23 protein-coding genes, 1 pseudogene and 1 riboswitch are annotated in these 19,613 nt (G+C 39.0%); of the genes and pseudogenes, 18 read left to right on the forward strand and 6 right to left on the reverse strand.

Going from position 1 to position 19,613, the window contains the following annotated elements; genetic code table 11:
* Window positions 1–4 precede the first annotated feature (4 nt).
* The 15 genes and pseudogenes from MKY20_RS13515 to MKY20_RS13585 all read left to right on the forward strand — a co-directional run bounded on the left by MKY20_RS13515 (window position 5) and on the right by MKY20_RS13585 (window position 11,672).
* Window positions 5–160, forward strand: coding sequence for an NUDIX hydrolase (locus tag MKY20_RS13515; protein ID WP_251174952.1), 156 nt, complete (start codon window positions 5–7; stop codon window positions 158–160).
* 364 nt (window positions 161–524) lie between these two features.
* On the forward strand, window positions 525–1,652 hold the full coding sequence (gene dnaN / locus MKY20_RS13520) for a DNA polymerase III subunit beta (RefSeq protein WP_251174951.1): 1,128 nt from the start codon (window positions 525–527) through the stop codon (window positions 1,650–1,652).
* Between the two features lie 266 nt (window positions 1,653–1,918).
* Entirely contained in the window at window positions 1,919–2,611 is a 693-nt protein-coding gene (locus MKY20_RS13525) for a response regulator transcription factor (RefSeq protein ID WP_009333640.1), read from the forward strand.
* Window positions 2,589–4,808 (forward strand): sensor histidine kinase, encoded by a 2,220-nt coding sequence (locus tag MKY20_RS13530; RefSeq protein ID WP_019382558.1) that lies wholly within the window; start codon window positions 2,589–2,591, stop codon window positions 4,806–4,808. The genes MKY20_RS13525 and MKY20_RS13530 overlap by 23 nt, the downstream gene beginning before the upstream one ends.
* Before the next feature lie 16 nt (window positions 4,809–4,824).
* On the forward strand, window positions 4,825–5,325 hold the full coding sequence (locus MKY20_RS13535) for an RNA polymerase sigma factor (protein ID WP_019382559.1): 501 nt from the start codon (window positions 4,825–4,827) through the stop codon (window positions 5,323–5,325).
* Between the two features lie 204 nt (window positions 5,326–5,529).
* On the forward strand, window positions 5,530–6,009 hold the full coding sequence (locus MKY20_RS13540) for a hypothetical protein (protein WP_019382560.1): 480 nt from the start codon (window positions 5,530–5,532) through the stop codon (window positions 6,007–6,009).
* Window positions 6,010–6,780: 771 nt separating this feature from the next.
* Entirely contained in the window at window positions 6,781–7,146 is a 366-nt protein-coding gene (locus MKY20_RS13545; protein ID WP_009333644.1) for a DUF805 domain-containing protein, read from the forward strand.
* 105 nt (window positions 7,147–7,251) lie between these two features.
* The gene (locus tag MKY20_RS13550) at window positions 7,252–7,797 is read left to right on the forward strand and encodes a hypothetical protein (protein WP_050807812.1); all 546 of its coding nucleotides are present in this window, start codon (window positions 7,252–7,254) and stop codon (window positions 7,795–7,797) included.
* Window positions 7,798–7,817: 20 nt separating this feature from the next.
* Window positions 7,818–8,203, forward strand: a pseudogene (locus MKY20_RS13555) (cytidine deaminase).
* 24 nt (window positions 8,204–8,227) lie between these two features.
* Window positions 8,228–9,064 carry an aminoglycoside 6-adenylyltransferase gene (locus MKY20_RS13560; protein ID WP_251174950.1) on the forward strand — a complete coding sequence of 279 codons (837 nt, stop codon included), beginning with the start codon at window positions 8,228–8,230 and terminating at the stop codon, window positions 9,062–9,064.
* A gap of 23 nt (window positions 9,065–9,087) precedes the next feature.
* Complete coding sequence (locus MKY20_RS13565; RefSeq protein WP_251174949.1) at window positions 9,088–9,441, forward strand: VOC family protein; 354 nt, start codon at window positions 9,088–9,090, stop codon at window positions 9,439–9,441.
* A 13-nt stretch (window positions 9,442–9,454) separates the two neighbouring features.
* A complete protein-coding gene (locus MKY20_RS13570; protein WP_341001497.1) occupies window positions 9,455–9,634 on the forward strand; it encodes a hypothetical protein in 180 nt (59 codons plus the stop codon).
* Between the two features lie 409 nt (window positions 9,635–10,043).
* The gene (locus MKY20_RS13575; RefSeq protein ID WP_009333649.1) at window positions 10,044–10,586 is read left to right on the forward strand and encodes a DUF1572 family protein; all 543 of its coding nucleotides are present in this window, start codon (window positions 10,044–10,046) and stop codon (window positions 10,584–10,586) included.
* Between the two features lie 39 nt (window positions 10,587–10,625).
* On the forward strand, window positions 10,626–10,811 hold the full coding sequence (locus MKY20_RS13580) for a hypothetical protein (protein ID WP_009333650.1): 186 nt from the start codon (window positions 10,626–10,628) through the stop codon (window positions 10,809–10,811).
* A 45-nt stretch (window positions 10,812–10,856) separates the two neighbouring features.
* Complete coding sequence (locus MKY20_RS13585; protein ID WP_034296771.1) at window positions 10,857–11,672, forward strand: lipid II flippase Amj family protein; 816 nt, start codon at window positions 10,857–10,859, stop codon at window positions 11,670–11,672.
* 49 nt (window positions 11,673–11,721) lie between these two features.
* Here the strand turns inward: MKY20_RS13585 and MKY20_RS13590 are convergent, their stop codons facing one another.
* From MKY20_RS13590 to MKY20_RS13615, 6 genes are all read right to left on the reverse strand, one after another.
* On the reverse strand, window positions 11,722–12,327 hold the full coding sequence (locus MKY20_RS13590; protein WP_009333652.1) for a DedA family protein: 606 nt from the start codon (window positions 12,325–12,327) through the stop codon (window positions 11,722–11,724).
* Window positions 12,328–12,541: 214 nt separating this feature from the next.
* Complete coding sequence (locus tag MKY20_RS13595; protein ID WP_009333653.1) at window positions 12,542–13,852, reverse strand: hemolysin family protein; 1,311 nt, start codon at window positions 13,850–13,852, stop codon at window positions 12,542–12,544.
* Between the two features lie 134 nt (window positions 13,853–13,986).
* Complete coding sequence (locus tag MKY20_RS13600) at window positions 13,987–14,358, reverse strand: MerR family transcriptional regulator (protein ID WP_009333654.1); 372 nt, start codon at window positions 14,356–14,358, stop codon at window positions 13,987–13,989.
* A gap of 177 nt (window positions 14,359–14,535) precedes the next feature.
* Complete coding sequence (locus MKY20_RS13605) at window positions 14,536–15,759, reverse strand: dicarboxylate/amino acid:cation symporter (protein ID WP_019382662.1); 1,224 nt, start codon at window positions 15,757–15,759, stop codon at window positions 14,536–14,538.
* 152 nt (window positions 15,760–15,911) lie between these two features.
* Window positions 15,912–16,057, reverse strand: a riboswitch (cyclic di-AMP (ydaO/yuaA leader).
* A gap of 134 nt (window positions 16,058–16,191) precedes the next feature.
* Window positions 16,192–16,377: a hypothetical protein gene (locus tag MKY20_RS13610; RefSeq protein ID WP_009333656.1), complete on the reverse strand. Its 186-nt coding sequence runs from the start codon at window positions 16,375–16,377 to the stop codon at window positions 16,192–16,194.
* 386 nt (window positions 16,378–16,763) lie between these two features.
* A complete protein-coding gene (locus MKY20_RS13615; RefSeq protein ID WP_251156138.1) occupies window positions 16,764–17,150 on the reverse strand; it encodes a hypothetical protein in 387 nt (128 codons plus the stop codon).
* A gap of 115 nt (window positions 17,151–17,265) precedes the next feature.
* Here MKY20_RS13615 and MKY20_RS13620 point away from each other — a divergent pair, with 115 nt between their 5' ends.
* The 3 genes from MKY20_RS13620 (at window position 17,266) to MKY20_RS13630 (ending at window position 19,459) form a co-directional block, all read left to right on the forward strand.
* The gene (locus MKY20_RS13620; protein ID WP_009333659.1) at window positions 17,266–17,715 is read left to right on the forward strand and encodes a GNAT family N-acetyltransferase; all 450 of its coding nucleotides are present in this window, start codon (window positions 17,266–17,268) and stop codon (window positions 17,713–17,715) included.
* A gap of 135 nt (window positions 17,716–17,850) precedes the next feature.
* Window positions 17,851–18,870: a serine hydrolase domain-containing protein gene (locus tag MKY20_RS13625; RefSeq protein ID WP_009333660.1), complete on the forward strand. Its 1,020-nt coding sequence runs from the start codon at window positions 17,851–17,853 to the stop codon at window positions 18,868–18,870.
* Between the two features lie 64 nt (window positions 18,871–18,934).
* On the forward strand, window positions 18,935–19,459 hold the full coding sequence (locus MKY20_RS13630) for a DinB family protein (RefSeq protein WP_019382664.1): 525 nt from the start codon (window positions 18,935–18,937) through the stop codon (window positions 19,457–19,459).
* The last annotated feature ends 154 nt before the right edge of the window (window positions 19,460–19,613 follow it).

Raw genomic sequence — 19,613 nt, forward strand, 5'->3', positions numbered from 1 at the left:
CCGAATGACACAGAACGAAATCGTGCTTGCTGCCAGCACATCAATTCTACAGGAAGGCAAAGTGCTGATGATAAAAGAGAATAAACCCATTGTAAAGAATAAATGGAATTTCCCGTCCGGCCGTGTTGAAAAAGGGGAAGATATCCTTGCGGCTGCCTGAAGAGAAGTAAAAGAAGAAACGGGCTTGGACGTAAACCTGACCCATACAACTGGTATCTATAACTTTACCAGCAGTACAAACCATCAGTCATCTTATTCCCTTTTATTGCTCAAATAAGAGGGGGCTTTTTAAACCTTCAGGAAGAGGAAATTGCCGATAGCTTGGTGAACCTGTCAAACCTTAATCGCTTAAAAGACGAGGCACTTCGCGATGCCAAAGTGATAAGGCAAATCCTCCATGCCGTAAAAGCTGATAAACTTATTCCCTTGGAGCTGTTCAAACAAAGTTATGCTGATAAGGTAAAAGGAATTTTCAGGAATTTTGTCGAAAGAATATCCTATCGATAAAATTAGGTGGGGTATGAATGGAGTTTAAAATTAAGAATGAATATTTTAATAAAGCCGTTGGAGAAGTAAGCAGTGCAATTTCTGCCAAGACACCTTTTCCGATTTTAACCGGGATAAAGCTGACTGCTTGTGAGAACCATTTAAGACTCACTGGAAGCAACTCTGATATTGTGATTGAAAAAGTCATTCCTGCTGCTGATAAAGGGGCTGAACTGGAAATAGTAAAGACTGGCAGTGTTGTAGTAACATCCAGATACCTGACAGAGCTAATTAAAAAGCTGCCGGGTGACATACATATCAAAGTGAATGAAAAGCATAACGTGACAATCATATCAGATGAAATTATCACATACATAAATGGTTTTCCAGCCGAACAGTATCCAAAACTTCCTGAATTTGATAATTCGCACGAGATCCAAATTTCTTCTGTAAAATTATCAGCAATAATAAAGCAGACCGTGTTTGCAGCTTCGAAGAATGATACAAGGCCGGTGCTCACAGGAGTGCATATGATTGTTAAAGAAAATCACTTTTCGTGTGCGGCAACTGACTCACATCGTTTAGCGTTTCTGCAGACAAGGATCGCTTCTGCTTCCAAAGGGTCTTTCATTGTTCCAGGCTCGAGCCTAAAGGAACTTTTAAAGCTATTGGCTCATCAGGAAGAAAGTGAAGTACAAATCTTCTCATCAGAGAGCTATTTAGTTTTCAAAACAAAATCGATCATGCTCTGTTCACGGCTTATTGAAGGCAAGTATCCTGATGTAACTGGACTCATCCCGAATGAAGCGAAAACAGTTATAAAACTGGACGCAAAAAAACTATTAAAGGGAATTGACCGTGCCTGCCTGTTTGCCCTCGAATGGAAGAATAACAATGTCCTCCTGGAGATAAAAGAAGGGGCATTGAAAATATCTTCAGTTTCCTCTGCCATTGGAAAAATTGAAGAAACACAGCCTCTGTTAGAAATCACCGGCGAGCGGGAACTATCCATATCACTTGATGGGAACTTTTTAATGGATGCCCTAAAAGCTATTCAGGAAGAGCATGTACTTTTAAGCTTCAGCGGTTCAATGAAGCCGGTTATAATCAAGCCTGTCAGCGGCGAATCTTATATTCAGCTTGTTTCGCCCGTCCGTTCGTATTGAGAGCAGTCTTCTTACAGAATAAATGACATTTCTAAATCACTTTTTGCACCATTCACCAGCTGGGACAGCTGGCGGATGGTGCTTTTTTATGACTTACCATTACAAGTCTATATTTCCATTTCCATCCATTATAAAATAGAAGGGATGTAAAACTTAAGAAATGCAGATTCAATCTTAAGAAATTCTTAAGATTTCTATTACATTAATGTTAAGATTTTGCGTTTAGTATAAAAATATGAAAAGAGCACCTTGAAAGCAGGGGGATTATGGATAACTATTATGTACTCGTTGTAGATGATGAAAAAGAGATAAGAGATGCTATAGAAATTTATCTTAAAAATGAAGGCATTACTGTATTAAAAGCGAAAGATGGAATCGAAGCTCTGGAGATATTGAATGAGAATCAGGTGCATCTGATTATTTTGGATGTCATGATGCCAAAGCTGGATGGCATTTCAGCTACATATAAAATTCGCGAAAAGAAAAACATCCCGATTATTATTCTGAGTGCCAAAACAGAGGATACAGATAAAATCCTGGGGCTGCAGGTTGGAGCTGATGATTATGTGACCAAGCCTTTCAATCCTATGGAATTGGTTGCCCGTGTGAAATCACAGCTGAGAAGATATGTGACATTCGGAACGTTTGAAGGAGTCAAAAAAGTGATTGATCTGAACGGTCTCATGCTGGATAAGGAAGCAAAAGAAGTGAGTGTTAATGGAGAGCCAGTGAAAATGACTCCGATCGAGTATAAAATTGTGGAACTTTTAATGACGAATGCCGGACGCGTTTTTTCCATTAATGAAATTTATGAACGGGTATGGAACGAGCCGTACTATAACGCAGAAAATACGGTGGCAGTCCATATTCGGAAAATCCGTGAAAAGATTGAAATCGACCCGAAAAATCCGAGATATTTAAAGGTGGTATGGGGAATTGGATACAAGATGGAAAAATAAATTCATCATTGCGATGATAACGGTTTTATTTGCTTACGGAGCGAGCGGCGTTTTGTCTGTTCTAATAAACGGAAGGGAATATGCAAACCCGGACTATTTTCACACAAATCAGTTTAGAAGTGATTTGGATCAATATGCCGGATACCTGGAAATGTTCGAACTGAATAACCTTACCCTCGAAAAAGCTAAGGAAGCCATCGAGGTGTCGGAAGAGGACATCCATGAACATCGCTATCGTTATGGGACTCTGCCTGAACAAATAGATAATATTAGAAGCCAATATGAATATAGAATCCAAGAGGCAAAGGACACTGAAAATAATGAATTTGCCAAGGCTTTAACCGATCAGATGAACAAAAGAATCGAGGATATTACGAAGAACTTTGAGAGCGATGAACACGTACGCCCCAAAGTGATAAAAGAAAAAGAAGAAAAAATAGAAGAGTTTTTCAAGGAAAAAGAACAATTGCGGGATCAGTATGACTTTTATGAGGATTCATTTACTTATTATTTTGAGGACACTTCCACTGGTGAAGTATACACCAATTTAACTTTGTCCAAAAATGAGTCTCCGGATGAAGTAATGAAAAAAGAGATGGTTTATCATACCGATTACACCATGGACAAAAATTACTTCCTTCATATTATTATGGGGGGGTATGAGGGGTTTGAACAGTCGCTGGTAGAATCGCAATCAGGCTACTTCAAAGGACAAATTGGCCTGGCTAAAAATCTTCCTGATTCAAATATGTTCATTGACCAAAATAATCTTTTCAAACAAAAGCAGATTGTATTATTAATCTATGGCGGCTCAGCGGTTTTGGCTGTTATCGCTGCATTGATTGCTGGCAGAAGGTCAAAGGCCCTGTCTGCTGAAATCAAAAGGTGGGAGCCTTTATATAATAAGCTCCCTATTGATTTAAGAATAATCTTCTTGGGATTGACAGTAATAGGGAGCAGTTTAGCTCTTTTTCTGATAAATGATTTTTTAATAGACTCCTACAATATCCTGCCGCGTGTTATTGAATTGATTATTGTGCTACTTGGAGCATCTGTTCTATGCGGTCTGACAATTGTTCAGCTCAAATATATCGCGGGTGAATTTAAGGACTTGGAAAACGCAAAGGCAGTTTTGAAAAAGAGTCTGGTTTATAGAACGGCTGGCGGTTTGAAAACCAGCCTGCAGGAAGCCTTTTTAAACCGGAGTACAGGAACGCAGCTGTTTGTTGTTCTAATAATCATCTTTGGAATGGGAATGGGTTCAATTGTCATGTTCTTCCATCCGCTATTTGCCCTGTTTTATGTAATGCTCTTAGCGTTTGCAGGTATTCCGCTGGTTATGGCACTAATCAGGCGCTTAGGCTATTTCAACCGAATTGTTGAGACCGCAAATGAATTGGCAACGGGTCACATGGGCCAGGACTTGCCGGTTAAAGGAAAAGGTGTTCTGGCTTCACTCGCAGGAAATATTAATGTATTGAAGCAGGGCGTCAAAACTTCCCTTAGCGAGCAGGCAAAAAGCGAAAGGCTGAAAACGGAGCTGATAACAAATGTCAGTCACGATCTAAGAACACCATTAACTTCCATTATTACGTACACGGAGCTGCTGAAGTCAGGTGAGGTTTCTGAGGACGATCGCTCTGCCTACCTTGAAATCATTGACCGGAAGTCTAAACGTCTAAAGGTTTTGATTGATGATTTATTCGAAGTCTCGAAAATGGCTAGCGGCAATATTGAGCTCCGGAAGGAAAGAGTGGATCTTATCCAGCTGCTGCAGCAGGCTCTCGCGGAGCATAATAACGCTATTAATGAATCCAATCTGCATTTCAGAGTAACCAAACCTGATCATCCGGCAATCGCATTTGTAGATGGCCAAAAGCTCTGGCGAGTCTTTGATAATTTAATTGGCAATATACTGAAATACTCATTGGAAAACTCAAGGGTCTATATTGCGATAGCGAAAGTGAAAGGCCAGGCAGTTATAACGTTTAAAAATGTTTCTAAATATGAATTGGACGATCAAAGCGAAGAACTGTTCGAGCGTTTCAAACGAGGAGATAAATCAAGGCATACAGATGGTTCAGGCCTGGGGCTTGCCATAGCCAAATCGATTATTGATCTTCATGATGGAAATCTTGAAATAGATACAGATGGTGACTTGTTCAAGGTGAGCATTTCACTGAATATAGAGGAGTAAGGGAAGAGGATGGATTATGGATATTACCGAGCTGTATACGTGTCATTATAAACGCCTTTATCATATATGTTTCTCAATGACAAGAGACGCTTATCTTGCGGAGGATATCGTTCAAGAAACTTTTATTAAAGCCATGAAGAAAGCGGAAACGATTATCGATGAAGAAAAAGCGGGGGCATGGCTGTCTGTCATTGCCCGAAGGACTGCCCTGGACGCTATTCGGAGAGAAAGGCGGAAGGCTGCTGTGCCGATGGAGCAGGACATGCTCGAATGTCTCGGTGTTGCTACAAAACAGAATGTCGAGCAGGAAGTTGAATCCGGCTTTGCTGCTGAGGAAATCACCGGGGCTGTAAAGAAGCTGACAGGCAGCTATAGAGATATTCTTTTGCTGAAAATAGACCGGGGATTAAAGGAAAGGGAAATAGCGGCTATGCTTAATTTAAATCCTTCAACTGTAAAAACCAGAATCTTCAGGGCTCGAAAGCAGCTGAAAATGATGGTGAAAATGGGGGCATAATAACGAGCAATTGGCCAATAAGATTGGCCGCTTGCTCTCTTTTACATTTATCCTTCCGGCATGGGTGTCGTAGCAGACTCGAATCCGATGGAATTGTACTTCTTCATATCAGGTCAATTGTCTTCGCCTCCTTTGCATAGCAGACGTCCGAATTAGTAAATAATAATAATATAAACTTTCGAGAAAGAGATATAAGGAATAACTATGATCTTACTTATAGCTTCAATAATCGCCTTTAATATGATTGCCTTCAAAATAAATAAAAAAATGACTCCCAGCCAAGTATTGCAAATCTGGACTTTTACAATAGCTTTTCAGATGTTATTTGATTTAGTTGTTGAATTTAAACATCATCATTATTGGTACTTTTCTCCAGGTGTTGAATGGGCAGGCTTGCTGCCGAGGTTATTTTTAATTCCGCCGGTAAACATCATTTTTTTGAACGGATACCCTTTTTCAAAAGGGATTATTAAAAAAATGGTTTATATGTTTTTCTTTGTTGCGGCAATTATCCTTTATGAAATGGCGGCTCTGCTTCCTGAACCCTGGGGTTACTTTAATTATGGTACATGGAAAATATGGTATTCGATTATGGTAGATCCATTTCTTCTGCTGTCTCTCGTTTTATTTTATAAATTTATGATTTTATTAGAGCAGAAAAGTTCTTTCCATCAAAAGTATTGAAACAATAAAAGGCGGTTCATTGTATGTATTGGTTTCCTTATCTTTCCTTGCCAAATAATCTGATAAAAGCTCTTATCGAAAATAGAAATTTACGTCAGCTGGGTTGTCATTGCTTTAATTAACTTAAGAACGGATGCAATGCTAAGTTTATATTTTCGCCTATATAAGCTAAAAAGCGGGGAAGCGTAGCTGGGAGTCCGTATCATTGAACTGACTCTTGAAAGCATCATTTGGGATTATTTTTTTAAATTTCATGCCAGAAAGCAAGCCTCTTTTTTCTTCTATACAGCAGCCTGGGTCATTTTTTCACTTCTTTTCGACTGGGTTACAGTCAAGAATTATTTCTCCTGTAAAAGTGGTATCATGCCCCCTATTTTTATGTGTTTGATTTGCATATTATTAGGTGAAATTAAAGCTTCCTGCTTGTGCCGGAAGCTCATTATCTGTTTGGGAGCCTATCTTTATGCCTGGCCATTCTGTTATCGAACAATTTTTTTGCCTCGTGCTTTATCAAACCTCGAAGTGTTGTCAGTATTTTCATGTTTATCACCACTATAGAAATATGCCGCAAAAATCATTCAGTGCAAGTCCTTATATCTGCTAAGGTGAGGAACAAAAGACTCCTGCTCCGTTAATTAGAGGCAGGAGTTTTTTATTTCATTTTTGGGGGAGAACATTCAATTTTCGATAAAATCCATATTTTCCCCTGCTGAAAAAGGGTTTTTATTATTGATATAATAGATGGATGTGTACAGCGGAGGTGAAAACAGCATGAATGCATTTATTAATGTGGTTAAAGAATCATTTAATTTCAGCGGAAGATCCAGACGAAGAGAATATTGGATGTTTATTTTGTTTACATTTCTCATCTCAATCATTTTAACTATTATTGAGATGATTTTTGGATGGGAGATTACAGAGGACATTGGAGTCCTTACAACTCTTTTCTCTCTGATTATGTTAATTCCGAGTCTTTCTGTAACTGTCAGAAGGCTGCACGACACCGGGAAAAGCGGCTGGTGGATTCTAATTTCTTTGATTCCTTTAATCGGGGGGATTATAATCCTCATCTTTACTCTAATGGATAGTGAACCTGGATCAAATAAATACGGGCCATATCCTAAAAAAGCAGTATAATAAAAATCTTCAGCCGCCTTGGCTGGAGTTTTTTTTTGAAACCTTTTTTTAGAAAATTCGTATTACTAATAAGTGGTACTCTTTACCCGGAAGTGAGGAATTTTGGTGAGGAATCGAATATTGAAGAGATTTTCCTATCTTTTTACTGGTGAAACAACGAGTCTCATAATGTTTGTTTTTGTTAGTTATATGGTGAATTATGCTTATCCTGATCTCCATTTATATTCACTTTTTTCTTTCTGGTCATCGTTTCTGCTGCTGGAGTTTTTACTCCTTCAAGGCTCCATTTATTGGTTTGTAAAATGGAAGCGGTTAAAAAAAGAAAATACAGCTGCTGCACCGATAAGGCTGATTAAACAGTTAAGGGCCATAAAAAAATGGAACATTGCTATCATAATAATTATTCCTGCTGCCTTCATAGCAGATTATTATATGTGGCAACCATCAACACCTCAGGGACTGACTATTGCCGCCTTTATCTATATCTTTGCCATCCTCGAGTATGTTAACTATTTTCATATTCAGTTATCTTATGATAATCGCTCTGACATTAACAGCCTCAAGCAGTCAAAGCGCTTTAAACAATCATGCTTGAGCAAAGACTTTAAAAGACTGAAAAATTTAAAAGCAAAAAGCAGGAATTTAGGGTGAGCATACTGAACACACATGACATGGAAATGATAGAATCAGCAAATAAATTAATGAAGAAATTATACCAGGAAGGAAAACATCATGTTGCCGCACCAGTCAGAACCAATTCCGGCAAGGTCTATACTGCGGTGAATCTTGAAGCTTATGTTGGAAGAGCTGCTGTCTGTGCTGAAGCAATTGTACTTGGAAAAGCCATATCAGAAAGCGATCAGGAATTTGAGACTATTATTGCCGTACTATCAAACAGTGAAGGGTCTGATTCCCGTGTGGTCTCCCCATGGGAATGTGCAGGGAACTGGTGAGCGATTATGGGGAAGATATACAAGTGATTCTGCCAGGTAAAGGCGATGTTTTTAGGAAATTTGGGGTAATGGAATTGCTGCCGGATAAGTCTAAAAGAATTTAGTATATTGGAGGCGGATTTGTATGAATGGGATTATATGCTAAATACAAAGGAAGAGATTCTGAACTTCCGCGACATAGAGAAAGAATCATGCATTCTATTGAAAAGGATTTGATACTTGATCAAAATGTATTATCTGTTTTTTATGGCGGTTCCATAGGAGAAAACAGTACGGATTTATTTTCAGACATTGATCTGCGGATTATCGTGAATGATAAGGTATTTGAGGAATATAGGCTTAATAAAAAGGAAAGGGCGAAAAAATGGGGAAATGTATTATTCTTCGAAGATAATCCCCGCGCATCACATACAGTTGCACACTATATTAATTTTATTAAAGTAGATGCATTTTATTATCGTTCCCAACAGCTCCAGCCATCTGTATGGCTTCAGAATATAAAGATTGTTCATGATATGGCTGGAGTAATGCTTGCATTATCGGAAAAGTCAAAAGGTTTAACTTACCAGCCCGCTCTTGAGGAAGTAGAAAGCTGGAGAAATAAATTTTTTGCCTATGTACATGAGATATACAGAAGAGTGAGCCGGGGGGAGATATATTATGCTCTGCACTGCCTGGACAATCTCCGGTTATCCATAGTAACAGCATGGCATATGGAAGCAGGGCTGCAGCCAAATACCTTTGGAGACTGGGCCAGATTGCAGGGAACAAGGAGCAAACTGGAAACCTGGCAGCTAAAACTACTGGAGGAATGGTTCAGCAGTCCGGAACCCTCTGAAATTATGAAGGTAATGACAAGCATGTTCCCGGAATTCAGAAGAGTTCATGCATGTCTTTGTCACAAGGTTGGGCTGGAAGAAAATGATGATGTTTTGGCGGAAAAGGTACTAGGAATGGTTAATTAAGACAAAGAAAGCAGGCGAGACCAATGGCGAAAGTAATCGGATTTGAATTAAACAGCCAGGATCCGGAAAAAGCAGCTGAGTTTTATTCCAATGTTTTCGGATGGGAGATTGAAGAACCGAATTGGGGATATTGGCCAGTCAAGACAGGAAATGACCAAAATCAAGCTGTAAATGGGGGCATCAGTAAAGGGCCAAACGATTATCCGCATGGAACCCGTATTCAGATAGAAGTGGAATCGATTGACGAATCCATTTCTCTTGCAAAGGAAAATGGGGCAATGGTGGTAAGGGACAAAATGGAATTTGATGATTTCTATCTTGCCTATCTGGTGGATCCGGTCGGGCTTGGGTTTGGGCTTATACAGAAAAAGGGATAAGAGTGATGTTTTAGTGGCGTCCCTCTTGCTTTCTGTCATGATAAAGGAGGTTTTCAATATTCAGCCGCCTGGTAACGATTCCATGGGAATGGCGGAATACATGATTCAAGAACTAATAACGACGAAAAAGACGAAGGTCGAAGGAAAATGGGAGTTAATCGAGAAGAATAACGACGAAAAAGACGAGTGTTGAAGGAAAATGGTAGTTAATCGAGAAGAATAACGACGAAAAAGACGAAGGTCGGAGGAAAATGGTAGTTAATCGAGAGGAATAACGACGAAAAAGACGAAGGTCGGAGGAAAATGGGGGTTAATTAAGAATAATAACGACGAAAAAGACAGGGGTAGAAGGAAAATGGTAGTTAGTCGAGATGAATAATGCCCAAAACGACGAGGGCCGAAGGAAAATGGGAGGTAATAAGAAGAATAACGGCGAAAATCCGAGTGTCGAAGGAAAATGTAGTTAATCAAGAAGAATAATGACGAAAAAGACAAGGGTAGAAGGAAATGGTAGTTAATCCTGCGTCTCTTCAAAAAACGATTTCACAGGTATAGGTCCTAATGAGTCCCAATCTTACTGAAGTTAAAAAGGAGGCCATATTATGAGTATAGGTGCAAATTATCTAATGATCGTAAAGAAAAGATTCCAGGCAGTGAAGGAATTAGCGGATATAACCATTCAGCGGCTTTCCAATGAGGAATTGAATTGGGCTTGCAATGAAGAGTCCAATAGTACAGCGGTAATTATCAGGCATATGAGCGGCAATATGGTTTCACGGTGGACCAATTTTTTGACATCAGATGGAGAAAAGCCTTATCGAAACAGGGATGAGGAGTTTTCAACAGCCACAGCCACAAAGGATGAACTATTATTGATTTGGGAAAAAGGGTGGAAAGTACTGTTTTCCGCTTTAGATAGTTTAAAAGAGGAGGATCTGCTTAAAAATATCACTATTCGAGGCGAGAGCCATCTAGTTATGGATGCAATAGAAAGGCAGATGGCCCATTATTCTTACCATGTTGGACAGATTGTTTATATCGGCAAGCTATTAAAAAACGAAGAGTGGGAAAGTCTCAGTATTCCGAGAGGGAAATCCGATGAATTTCTTAAGGAAATGCTCGACAAGCACGATGCCGGAAAATAGGATAGGCAGTGCATTATTTGCAATTGAGGAGGGAAATCATTGAGTAAACTAAGAATATCGCTGGCGGCAGGCAACATTTTAATTTCCCTTTATATGTTAATCACCCAAAGCTTTGATTGGATTCCATTTAGTTCTTTTCTTTTAGGCATGTTAATGCTGGTGATAGGCTGGGAAGAGCTGAAGAAAGGCAAAAGGGGATTCTTTTTCATCACGCTTCAAACATAATTAGCCTAATGGTATAATAAGGAAAAATCGAAAGAAGTGTTCTTTTTGGATCTTATGACGGGGAAAATCGTGTTTACTTCTTTATTTATTATCCTTATACATAGTATTGAAACACTGGCTTATGCAGTCCGATTATCGGGTGCCAGGGTCAAGCTGATAGCATCAGGGCTTTCTTTGTTCAGTACCATTGTCATTGTTTCACGAATGGCAAACATGGGGCAGCAGCCTTTGCTTGGCAGTATTATTGATACAGCGCCTGAACAAAACTTTCTCGTTTATGTGGAAAGCCAATTCAGGGTGTTAATAGGGGCATCCACAATAGGAACCATAATTGGAATTCTATTGCTCCCAACATTCATAGCCATTTTCTCAAGAGCGATTATCCGTCTTGCCGATGAGGAAGGGTCGGTTCCTTCATTACTGAAAATCGGGTTTAATTGGAAATCGGCAAAGAGAATGGTTAAACATTTTAAAATTCCGAGAATCTCCTATTTAAATGGGCTTAAACTTAGTGAAATTCCAAAACGGCTATTTTTATTCAATATGTTTGTAACAGCCATATATACAATTGGAGTACTGGCAGCCTTATATGCTTCCCTGCTTACAACGGCTAGCTCAAATACTGCTGTAATGGCATCCGGACTCATAAACGGTGTGGCAACGATTCTTCTATCCATTTTTGTGGACCCGAAAATTTCTGTTATGTCAGATAATGTGGTGCACGGGAAGGCCAAGTATTCGAATTTAAAAGGAATTTCGATTATGATGGTTACCTCCAGATTGATTGGAACAGTCCTTGCACAAATCATGTTTATACCCGGTGCATATTACATAGCCTGGGCTTCAAAGTTTTTTGTATAAAACATAAATAGAAACGGCACTGTCCATCCAGTGCCGTTTCCATTTAAATTTATATACTTTGGCTTTTTTTGCGCTTGTTTACATATTTGTAAGTGAACACTATAATGACTGCTGCAATGATGATCAGGGCTAGAGGCAGGGCATAGCTATTAAAAATTTCCTCTGCTTCTTTGTAGTGAGGGCCCAGTTTATATCCTAAATAAACATAGAATGCGGTAATCGGCAGCATTGCGAGGAATGTATAGATAGAGAACTTCCACACATTCATTTTGGCCATCCCGCATGGAATGGAAATCGCAGTACGGACAACTGGCATAAATCGGGCGAAGAAAGCTACCCCTGCGCCATATTTTTCAAAAAACTTGTCCGAAGCATCAATCTGTTTTTGAGAAACCAAGAAATATTTTCCGTATTTTAAAACCATTGGACGGCCGCCATATCTGCCCAATGCATATAAAGTCAGCGGTCCAATCGTTCCTCCCACTGTACCTGCTAATACGACTAAATAATAATTAAAGTCTCCCTGGAAGACCCAAAAGCCCGCCAAAGGAAGAACCACTTCTGCCGGGATAAATTCAAAGCATAATGAAAGCAAAATACCAAAGTAAGAAAACTGTTTTAAGAAATCAATAAAGCTGATAATAATTTCTGACATAGCCACACATCCTGTTGATTAATAAGAAAAGCGCAAGCGCCTTGCCCACCCCGACACCTCGAGGGGGCAGGCTGCTTGCGCTGGACAATTCACGAAATTAAAAGATATAAAACGTACATAAGTCAGTCTAACGGGTAATAGGAAAACAATCAAGTATTTATATAGACAGGCAAAAAAGAAACGGCAGCTGCCGTAACCGGAGCCGCCGTTTTTCCTAGCTTAATTGGGGCTTGCTTTTAAAAACTTCCAGATAATGCAGCTGGTGCCCATCTTTTTCGTGGACTTTAAATGTAAATCCATCTGCTTCAATCTCTGTTCCTATCTCTGCTTCCATATGCTGTGTCAGGAACCAGCCGCCGATTGTATCAACGTCTTCATGCTCAAAATCTGTGCCAAGCAGATTATTGACATCGTCTATAAGAAGCTTGGAATCCAGAATATAGTGGTTATCGTTAAGCTTTCTAATTTCAGGAACCTCATCTTCATCAAATTCATCACGGATTTCTCCGACAATTTCTTCAAGAATGTCTTCGACAGTCACCAATCCGGAAGTTCCGCCATATTCATCCATTAAAATGGCAATATGGATGCGTTCTTTTTGCATTTTGACTAGCAGGTCATGAATCGGAATGCTTTCAATTACATGGATAACCGGGTTAATAAACGAGTCAAGCTCAAGATTCTCCGGGGTGATCCTGTTTGTAAGACTGGCCGTCAGAAATTCTTTTACATTAATAAACCCTCGGATATTGTCCTTATCCCCATCTTCCACTGGATATCGTGTGTAATTCTCTCTCTGGATTGTTTGCATAATATCTTCTATTGTGTCATCAGAAGCAATCGTAATCATTTCAGTACGCGGAACCATGATTTCTTTTGCAATTCTTTCATCAAATTCAAAGATATTGTTCACGTACTTTAACTCATTTTTATTGATCTCACCGCTTTTATAACTCTCGGATAAAAGAATTCGCAGTTCTTCTTCGGAATGGGCGATCTCATGCTCAGAAGCCGGTTTTAAACCAAATATGCCAACCAGTACCCGAGCAGATCCGTTTAAGAACCAAATGAAAGGGAACATCAAACGGTAGAACCAAATAATCGGCGCTGCGAACGCCATTGTAACAGCCTCAGCTTTTTGAATGGCAACGGTTTTTGGTGCAAGCTCACCTACAACCACATGCAGGAAGGTGACTAAAGCAAAGGCTATGCCGAAGGATAAAATATGGGTAAGCGATTCGGCAATCTCAAATCTTTCAAATACCGGGTGCAATAACTTTTCGACAGTAGGCTCACCAAGCCAGCCCAGCCCTAATGCGGTAATGGTTATTCCCAATTGACAGGCTGATAAATACTCATCAAGGTGAGTGACGACTCTCTTAGCTGAAATAGCCCTTTTATTGCCCTCAGCAATCAGTTGATCAATTCGGGAAACACGTACTTTTACAATCGCAAACTCAGTTGCTACGAAGAATGCGGTTAATGCTATTAATAGTGCAATCAGTAATAAATTTATGGTTGTCAACGAGCAGTCTTACTAAAGTAAGACATACACCTCCTAAAATGGTTATAATCCTTATAAAGTTCACTACTTAAATTGTGCCCAAATAGATATCCATAATGCTCCAAAAACCCAAAAAAACGTTTTGGGACAGGATATCAGTTGAGCAATAAAAGCAATGTTTGAATTAATGATAAGCTTTCATGTGAAATATTCTTTTTGACATATTCGTATTTTTCGGGATCAGATTTTTTAAGCTGTGAAAGTGCTTTTGTCACATCTTCCTCCAGATCCTGAATTTTGAGCCTTAGTTCAAGAACATCTACCTCTTCAGAAAATCGGCCGATAACTTTTTTCTTTATTTCCTCCAGCGACAAACCATCCGCTTTACATTTTTCGATAAAAGCAATACGTTCGATGGCGGAATAATCATAATAGCGATAATTTGAAGGGGAACGTTCTGCTTTTAGCAGTCCGAGTGAAGTATAGTAATCAATCGTTCTCTTAGTAACCTTTGCTTTTTCAGCCAATTCTCCTATTCTTAACTTCTCAGCCCCATGAGGATTCCTCCAAACTGTTACGTGATGGTTATGAATCTAATTATACTAAAAAATAATAGAAAATCAATGAATTTGAATAATGAAACAAGCAGGGAGGAAGAGATTTCCACAAAAAAATAACACCGGATAACCGGTGCTATTTTGCATTCAGGCTTTAACGGCCTCTTTCTTTGCTTCCGTTTCCGCTACAATTACTGCACAGGCAGCATCACCTGTAATATTAACTGCTGTTCGCGTCATATCAAGCAGACGGTCAATCCCAATGATTAATGCGATACCTTCAACAGGAAGATTGACAGAGTTAAGAACCATCGCTAGCATAATCAAACCGACACCAGGCACACCAGCTGTACCAACGCTGGCAAGAACGGCAGTAAGGACAACCGTGATTAGCTGTGTCAATGTTAAATCAACATTATATACCTGGGCAATGAAAATAGTTGCAACTCCCTGCATGATGGCTGTTCCATCCATGTTGATGGTTGCACCGAGAGGCTGAACAAAGCTGCTGATTGATTCAGGAACTTTCAGATTTTTTTGGGCCGTATTCATGGAAATCGGCAGAGTCGCATTACTGCTTGATGTACTGAAAGCAACCCCCATGGCCGGCGCAAAGCCTTTAAAGAACCATAGCGGGTTTTTCTTTGCAAGTAAAGCAATAGAACCTCCATAGGTTAAAATCGCATGTATAAATAACGCAAGAAGAACTACGATCATATAAAGTCCCATAGCTTTAATGGCACTTAGACCCTGACTTCCTACAGCAGAAACGATAAGTCCAAACGTTCCATAAGGAGCGAACCTCATAACCAGGTTAACAAGGTACATCATCATGTCATTGCCTTGTTCAATAAGGTTTAATATGCCTTTTGTTTTATTGCCGAGCATGGTTAATGCAAATCCGACAAAAATAGAAAAAGTGATAATCTGAAGCATATTGCCTTCCGTGAAGGCTTTTACCGGATTGGTTGGAATAATATTTAATAGTGTCTCTGAGACAGGAGGAGCTTCCTTCGATTCGTACTCCACGTTTGTTACGTCAAATTCACCAACGTTTCCTGGCTGGAAAACAGCTGCCAAAGCAAGACCTATGACGATTGCAATGCTGGTGGTAACCAGGAAGTAGGAGATTGTCTTAATCCCAATTCTTCCCAACTTCTTAGGATCACCGAGGCCTGCTGTTCCAAGGGTGATGGAAAAGAAGACGATCGGAACAACCAGCATATTGATGAGATTTAAAAAGATTTTTCCCAGCGGAGTAAACAAAAACTTGTCAAGCTCGGGGAAAATGCCAGGTGCAAATAAATTAATCAACAGCCCTGTGATTCCCCCCGCGATCAAAGCAAGAATAATTTTAGTAGATAATTTCATACACGTTCCTCCAATGAAATAAATGATGTAAAAAAATGTAAATCGCGCACAAAAAATATTTTGCCTTTCCTATAATACCCCCAAAAAACATAAACCTAACTAAAAAAGGCAACAAAAAAACACAGAGGTAATAACCACTGTGCATTTATGCAGTGTTCCCTCTCAACACGCTTACGAGGTTAGCTGTCGGGTTCGGGTCTTGAGAGTACCCTACCTGTAAAAGGATTCACCCCAGGTACTTTTGTTAAAAAAGTACAGTTGGTTCCCCCGCTCAATTAAGATTAAGCGAAAATTATTAATGTTTTTTTAATATATTAACAATAATCATAAAAGTTGTAAATCATACGATTTTCTTATCTAGGTTTACTAAGGTTACTATAATTCAAATAGTAATTTAATAGGAAAGGTCAATTTGGTTTTTTAGCAATAAGATTAGAAGTTAAGCCAGCTTAAAAGAGGATGTCTTTTTTTGTCTTTCACTTTCAATTCCTTCTTATTCAGCTTGTCTTCATGTTCGGCCAGCCACTCTTTTAACTCTTCTTTGTCCTTGCATTGCGTATAATAAGTCTCGCCGTTTTTCCCAGTGGCACTTACAACATATCTGCATGTATTTCCCATAAAGCACCCTTTTCAAAGTAATTTCTTTTAGAATTATAACAAGATTTATGACAATGTCCACCATTATTTTTTTGGATTATGAGTATATTGGCTTTGGGGATATTGCTGATGAAAATATGCCTGAAAAAATTCAGGTAAGATATCCGCTGAATTATTGTCGCTTCTGCATTTATCCAATTGGTCCGGCAGCTTATTGATTACTGGGAAAGTTTTTTCCTGTTGTCTGTTCCAGGGGGAATGGCCTTTCTTATTTGCGCGGGAAACTGTAATAAAGCCGTCGAGAATCTCATGACTAACAGTAAACCCTTTGCGAGTATAAAATTCAAGAGCCTCTGTATTCCTATTTGATACATAGATAAAATAATCTTCCACATCTTTGAATTGGCTTAACCATTCCATCGACATGTTAGAAAGAACTGATCCAATTCCATATGGTCTGTAGCATTTTTTATAAAGAATTGAGATAAGCAGCCAACATGGCTTTTCCCGACTGAAGTCAGATCAAAAAAAGTGGCGAAATCATTGGAGCTGGCTTCCTTAGGAGAAACATTGGAATAGACATAGCCCGCGATTTCTTCATCGTCCTTAACGATCTCTAAATAATTATGTAAAGCTGATTTTACGGATGGAATCATTCTAGTTTCAAAATTCATGCTGTCAAAACGCTCAGGTGTTATATGTGCCTTAGATTTCTGAAAAGCCATCAGCTTATTGCATAAATCCCGGCAAAGTCTGATTTTCTCTTCTGTTATCACTTCATATTTTAAATTCATCCTATTCACCCCTAGTTAAATTTTAAATTGGAAGGTCTTCATTCGTCCAAAAAAGAGGGAATTTATCCTTGATAGAGAAGTTTATCTTAAAACTAATATAAAAAGAGGGACCATAATGATTAGGGAAATTGATATTAAAGATCGAAAAGCTGCTGTGCAAGTTCTAAGTGTCCAGCTTCCTGCGTATAAAATTGAGGCTGAAATCATTGGATGTCCTGATTTACCGCCTTTGAAGGATACGGCTGATGACTTGCGAATAACCGGAGAAACCTTCCTGGGGTATTTTATAGGTGAAAAATTATGCGGTGTGATTTCTTTTAAAGAGGAAAATAATGTTTTAGATATTCATAGACTGATTGTGCATCCTGAACATTTTAGAAAGGGAATTGCACAAAAGCTGCTGAACTTCATTGAACTGAGGCCGATGAATGAAAAAATGATTGTCACAACAGGCTCTAAGAATACCCCTGCTGTCACTTTTTATTTAAAGAATGGTTTTAAAGAGCTGAAGAAAATGGAAATAAATGAATCACTGACTATTACTGCTTTTGAAAAATATTTATAAAATACTAAAAGATTAAGCGACTCTTTCATTTGGAGGAATCATCCTCTTTAAATCCGTTATATGTTTTTATAGAGTCTGCTATTACTGTCCCGCATTGCTTTAGGTCAATGGAATATTACTTAAAGGGGAATACTCATGTTATTTAGGGATTATGATAAAAGGTTAAGGTCTGTAATTAAAAATGTTGGTTTTTCCGGTGTCGTACTTGTTAAAGAAAAGGAGGAATTGATCCTTCAATTAGCAGAGGGGGATGCTGATCGAGCAAACAAAACCCAAAATAATCCAGGTACCAGGTTTGGCATCGCCTCCGGGTGTAAGATTTTTACGGCGGTTGGCATTTGTCAATTGGCCGAGAATGGATTCATATCATTCGAAACAAGACTTAATGATGTATTGAAGGATGTTTTTCCCTTATTTGATGAGACAATTACCATTCATCACCTGTTAACCCATACATCCGGAGTGCCCGACTATTTTGATGAGTCAATTATGGATGATTTTGAGGAGCTGTGGAAAGAAAGGCCAATGTATCTATTAAATCATCTGAGAGATTTTCTTCCTATGTTCCAGAATAAAAAGATGATGTTTAAGCCCGGGGAGAAATTTCATTATAATAATGCCGGATATATACTTTTGGGTTTAATTATAGAGAAGAAGACAGGACTGAGTTTCCAGGATTATATTCATTCCCAAATTTTTGAACCATGTGGAATGAAGGATTCAGGCTTTTTCCGATTTGACAATCTTCCTGAAAATACAGCAATTGGTTATATAGATAATGAAGAAGATGGGACATGGAGAACCAATATTTATTCATTGCCCATCAGAGGCGGTTCTGACGGAGGAGCCTATGTTACTGCTCAGGATATGATCTTATTTTGGGAAGCATTGTGTAATGATAAGCTCATGAGCGGGGAGTATACTGAAAAGCTGATGTCCCCGCATGCCAAAGCAGATGAGAATGAGTATTACGGCTACGGATTATGGATCAAAAAGAAAAACGAAGCCATCTTCAAATATCACCTCATGGGCTATGACCCGGGAGTCAGCTTTCATTCTGCCTATTACCCTGAAAGCGGGATAACCCTTGTGGTGCCATCAAATAAATCATATGGGCCATTTACTGTAATGAAAGAAATTGAAAAGGACTTTTAGATGAGCTAAGTACAGGTGCTTATTTTTTGTATCTGATCGGGTCTGTTTATAAAGGAGCGGTTATATGAATTTTAATTTAAGAGAAGCTATTGAGATTCTTGAACGTACACCCCATACGCTGGATGCATTACTAAGCGGTCTATCTTCGGAATGGCTTAATGGCAATGAAGGGGAAGGCACGTGGAATGCTGCCGAAGTGGTTGATCATTTGATTGATGGCGAGGAGAAAAATTGGATTCCACGGCTAAAATTTATTCTGCAGGAAGGGGAAAGCAAGCCCTTCCCCCCATTTGACCGCTTTGCTCATTTAAATGTGTCAGAGAGTCTATCACTTGAAGAAAAGCTTGAAGTCTTTAAGACCCTTAGAATGAAAAATTTGGCCATGCTTAGGGGTATAACTGATCTGGAAATTCATTTCGAAAAGACAGGGCTTCATCCAGCATTTGGACCAGTCAGAGTCAGGGAATTGATTTCCACTTGGGCTGTGCATGACCTTACGCATATTTCACAGATTTCTCGAGTATTGGCAAATAGATACAGAACTGATGTTGGTCCTTGGATTGAGTATCTGGGCATTTTAAAAAAGTAAGCACTTTAAATAAATTGCATCATAGTTAAGTTTGTAAATTCTGTGTGAAAAGTAAACTTTTGGGACCAAAACCTCATGATATGGCCGAAGGTGTTCATTTATACTTGTATGGGATTGTGACTTTTCTGATTATTTAAGTCCATTCAAAAAAATA

This window comes from Cytobacillus sp. FSL W8-0315, assembly GCF_038002905.1.
Taxonomy (GTDB): domain Bacteria; phylum Bacillota; class Bacilli; order Bacillales; family Cytobacillaceae; genus Cytobacillus; species Cytobacillus pseudoceanisediminis.

Bases quoted from the DNA above. Each gene is read 5' to 3' on its own strand.
- MKY20_RS13610 (WP_009333656.1), bottom strand. From the start codon at position 16,377: ATGGGAAATACATGCAGATATGTTGTAAGTGCCACTGGGAAAAACGGC.
- MKY20_RS13620 (WP_009333659.1), top strand. From the start codon at position 17,266: ATGATTAGGGAAATTGATATTAAAGATCGAAAAGCTGCTGTGCAAGTT.
- MKY20_RS13565 (WP_251174949.1), top strand. From the start codon at position 9,088: ATGGCGAAAGTAATCGGATTTGAATTAAACAGCCAGGATCCGGAAAAA.
- MKY20_RS13630 (WP_019382664.1), top strand. From the start codon at position 18,935: ATGAATTTTAATTTAAGAGAAGCTATTGAGATTCTTGAACGTACACCC.
- MKY20_RS13575 (WP_009333649.1), top strand. From the start codon at position 10,044: ATGAGTATAGGTGCAAATTATCTAATGATCGTAAAGAAAAGATTCCAG.
- MKY20_RS13605 (WP_019382662.1), bottom strand. From the start codon at position 15,759: ATGAAATTATCTACTAAAATTATTCTTGCTTTGATCGCGGGGGGAATC.
- MKY20_RS13535 (WP_019382559.1), top strand. From the start codon at position 4,825: ATGGATATTACCGAGCTGTATACGTGTCATTATAAACGCCTTTATCAT.
- MKY20_RS13590 (WP_009333652.1), bottom strand. From the start codon at position 12,327: ATGTCAGAAATTATTATCAGCTTTATTGATTTCTTAAAACAGTTTTCT.
- MKY20_RS13540 (WP_019382560.1), top strand. From the start codon at position 5,530: ATGATCTTACTTATAGCTTCAATAATCGCCTTTAATATGATTGCCTTC.
- MKY20_RS13560 (WP_251174950.1), top strand. From the start codon at position 8,228: ATGGGATTATATGCTAAATACAAAGGAAGAGATTCTGAACTTCCGCGA.
- MKY20_RS13525 (WP_009333640.1), top strand. From the start codon at position 1,919: ATGGATAACTATTATGTACTCGTTGTAGATGATGAAAAAGAGATAAGA.
- dnaN (WP_251174951.1), top strand. From the start codon at position 525: ATGGAGTTTAAAATTAAGAATGAATATTTTAATAAAGCCGTTGGAGAA.
- MKY20_RS13615 (WP_251156138.1), bottom strand. From the start codon at position 17,150: ATGAATTTAAAATATGAAGTGATAACAGAAGAGAAAATCAGACTTTGC.
- MKY20_RS13625 (WP_009333660.1), top strand. From the start codon at position 17,851: ATGTTATTTAGGGATTATGATAAAAGGTTAAGGTCTGTAATTAAAAAT.
- MKY20_RS13515 (WP_251174952.1), top strand. From the start codon at position 5: ATGACACAGAACGAAATCGTGCTTGCTGCCAGCACATCAATTCTACAG.
- MKY20_RS13545 (WP_009333644.1), top strand. From the start codon at position 6,781: ATGAATGCATTTATTAATGTGGTTAAAGAATCATTTAATTTCAGCGGA.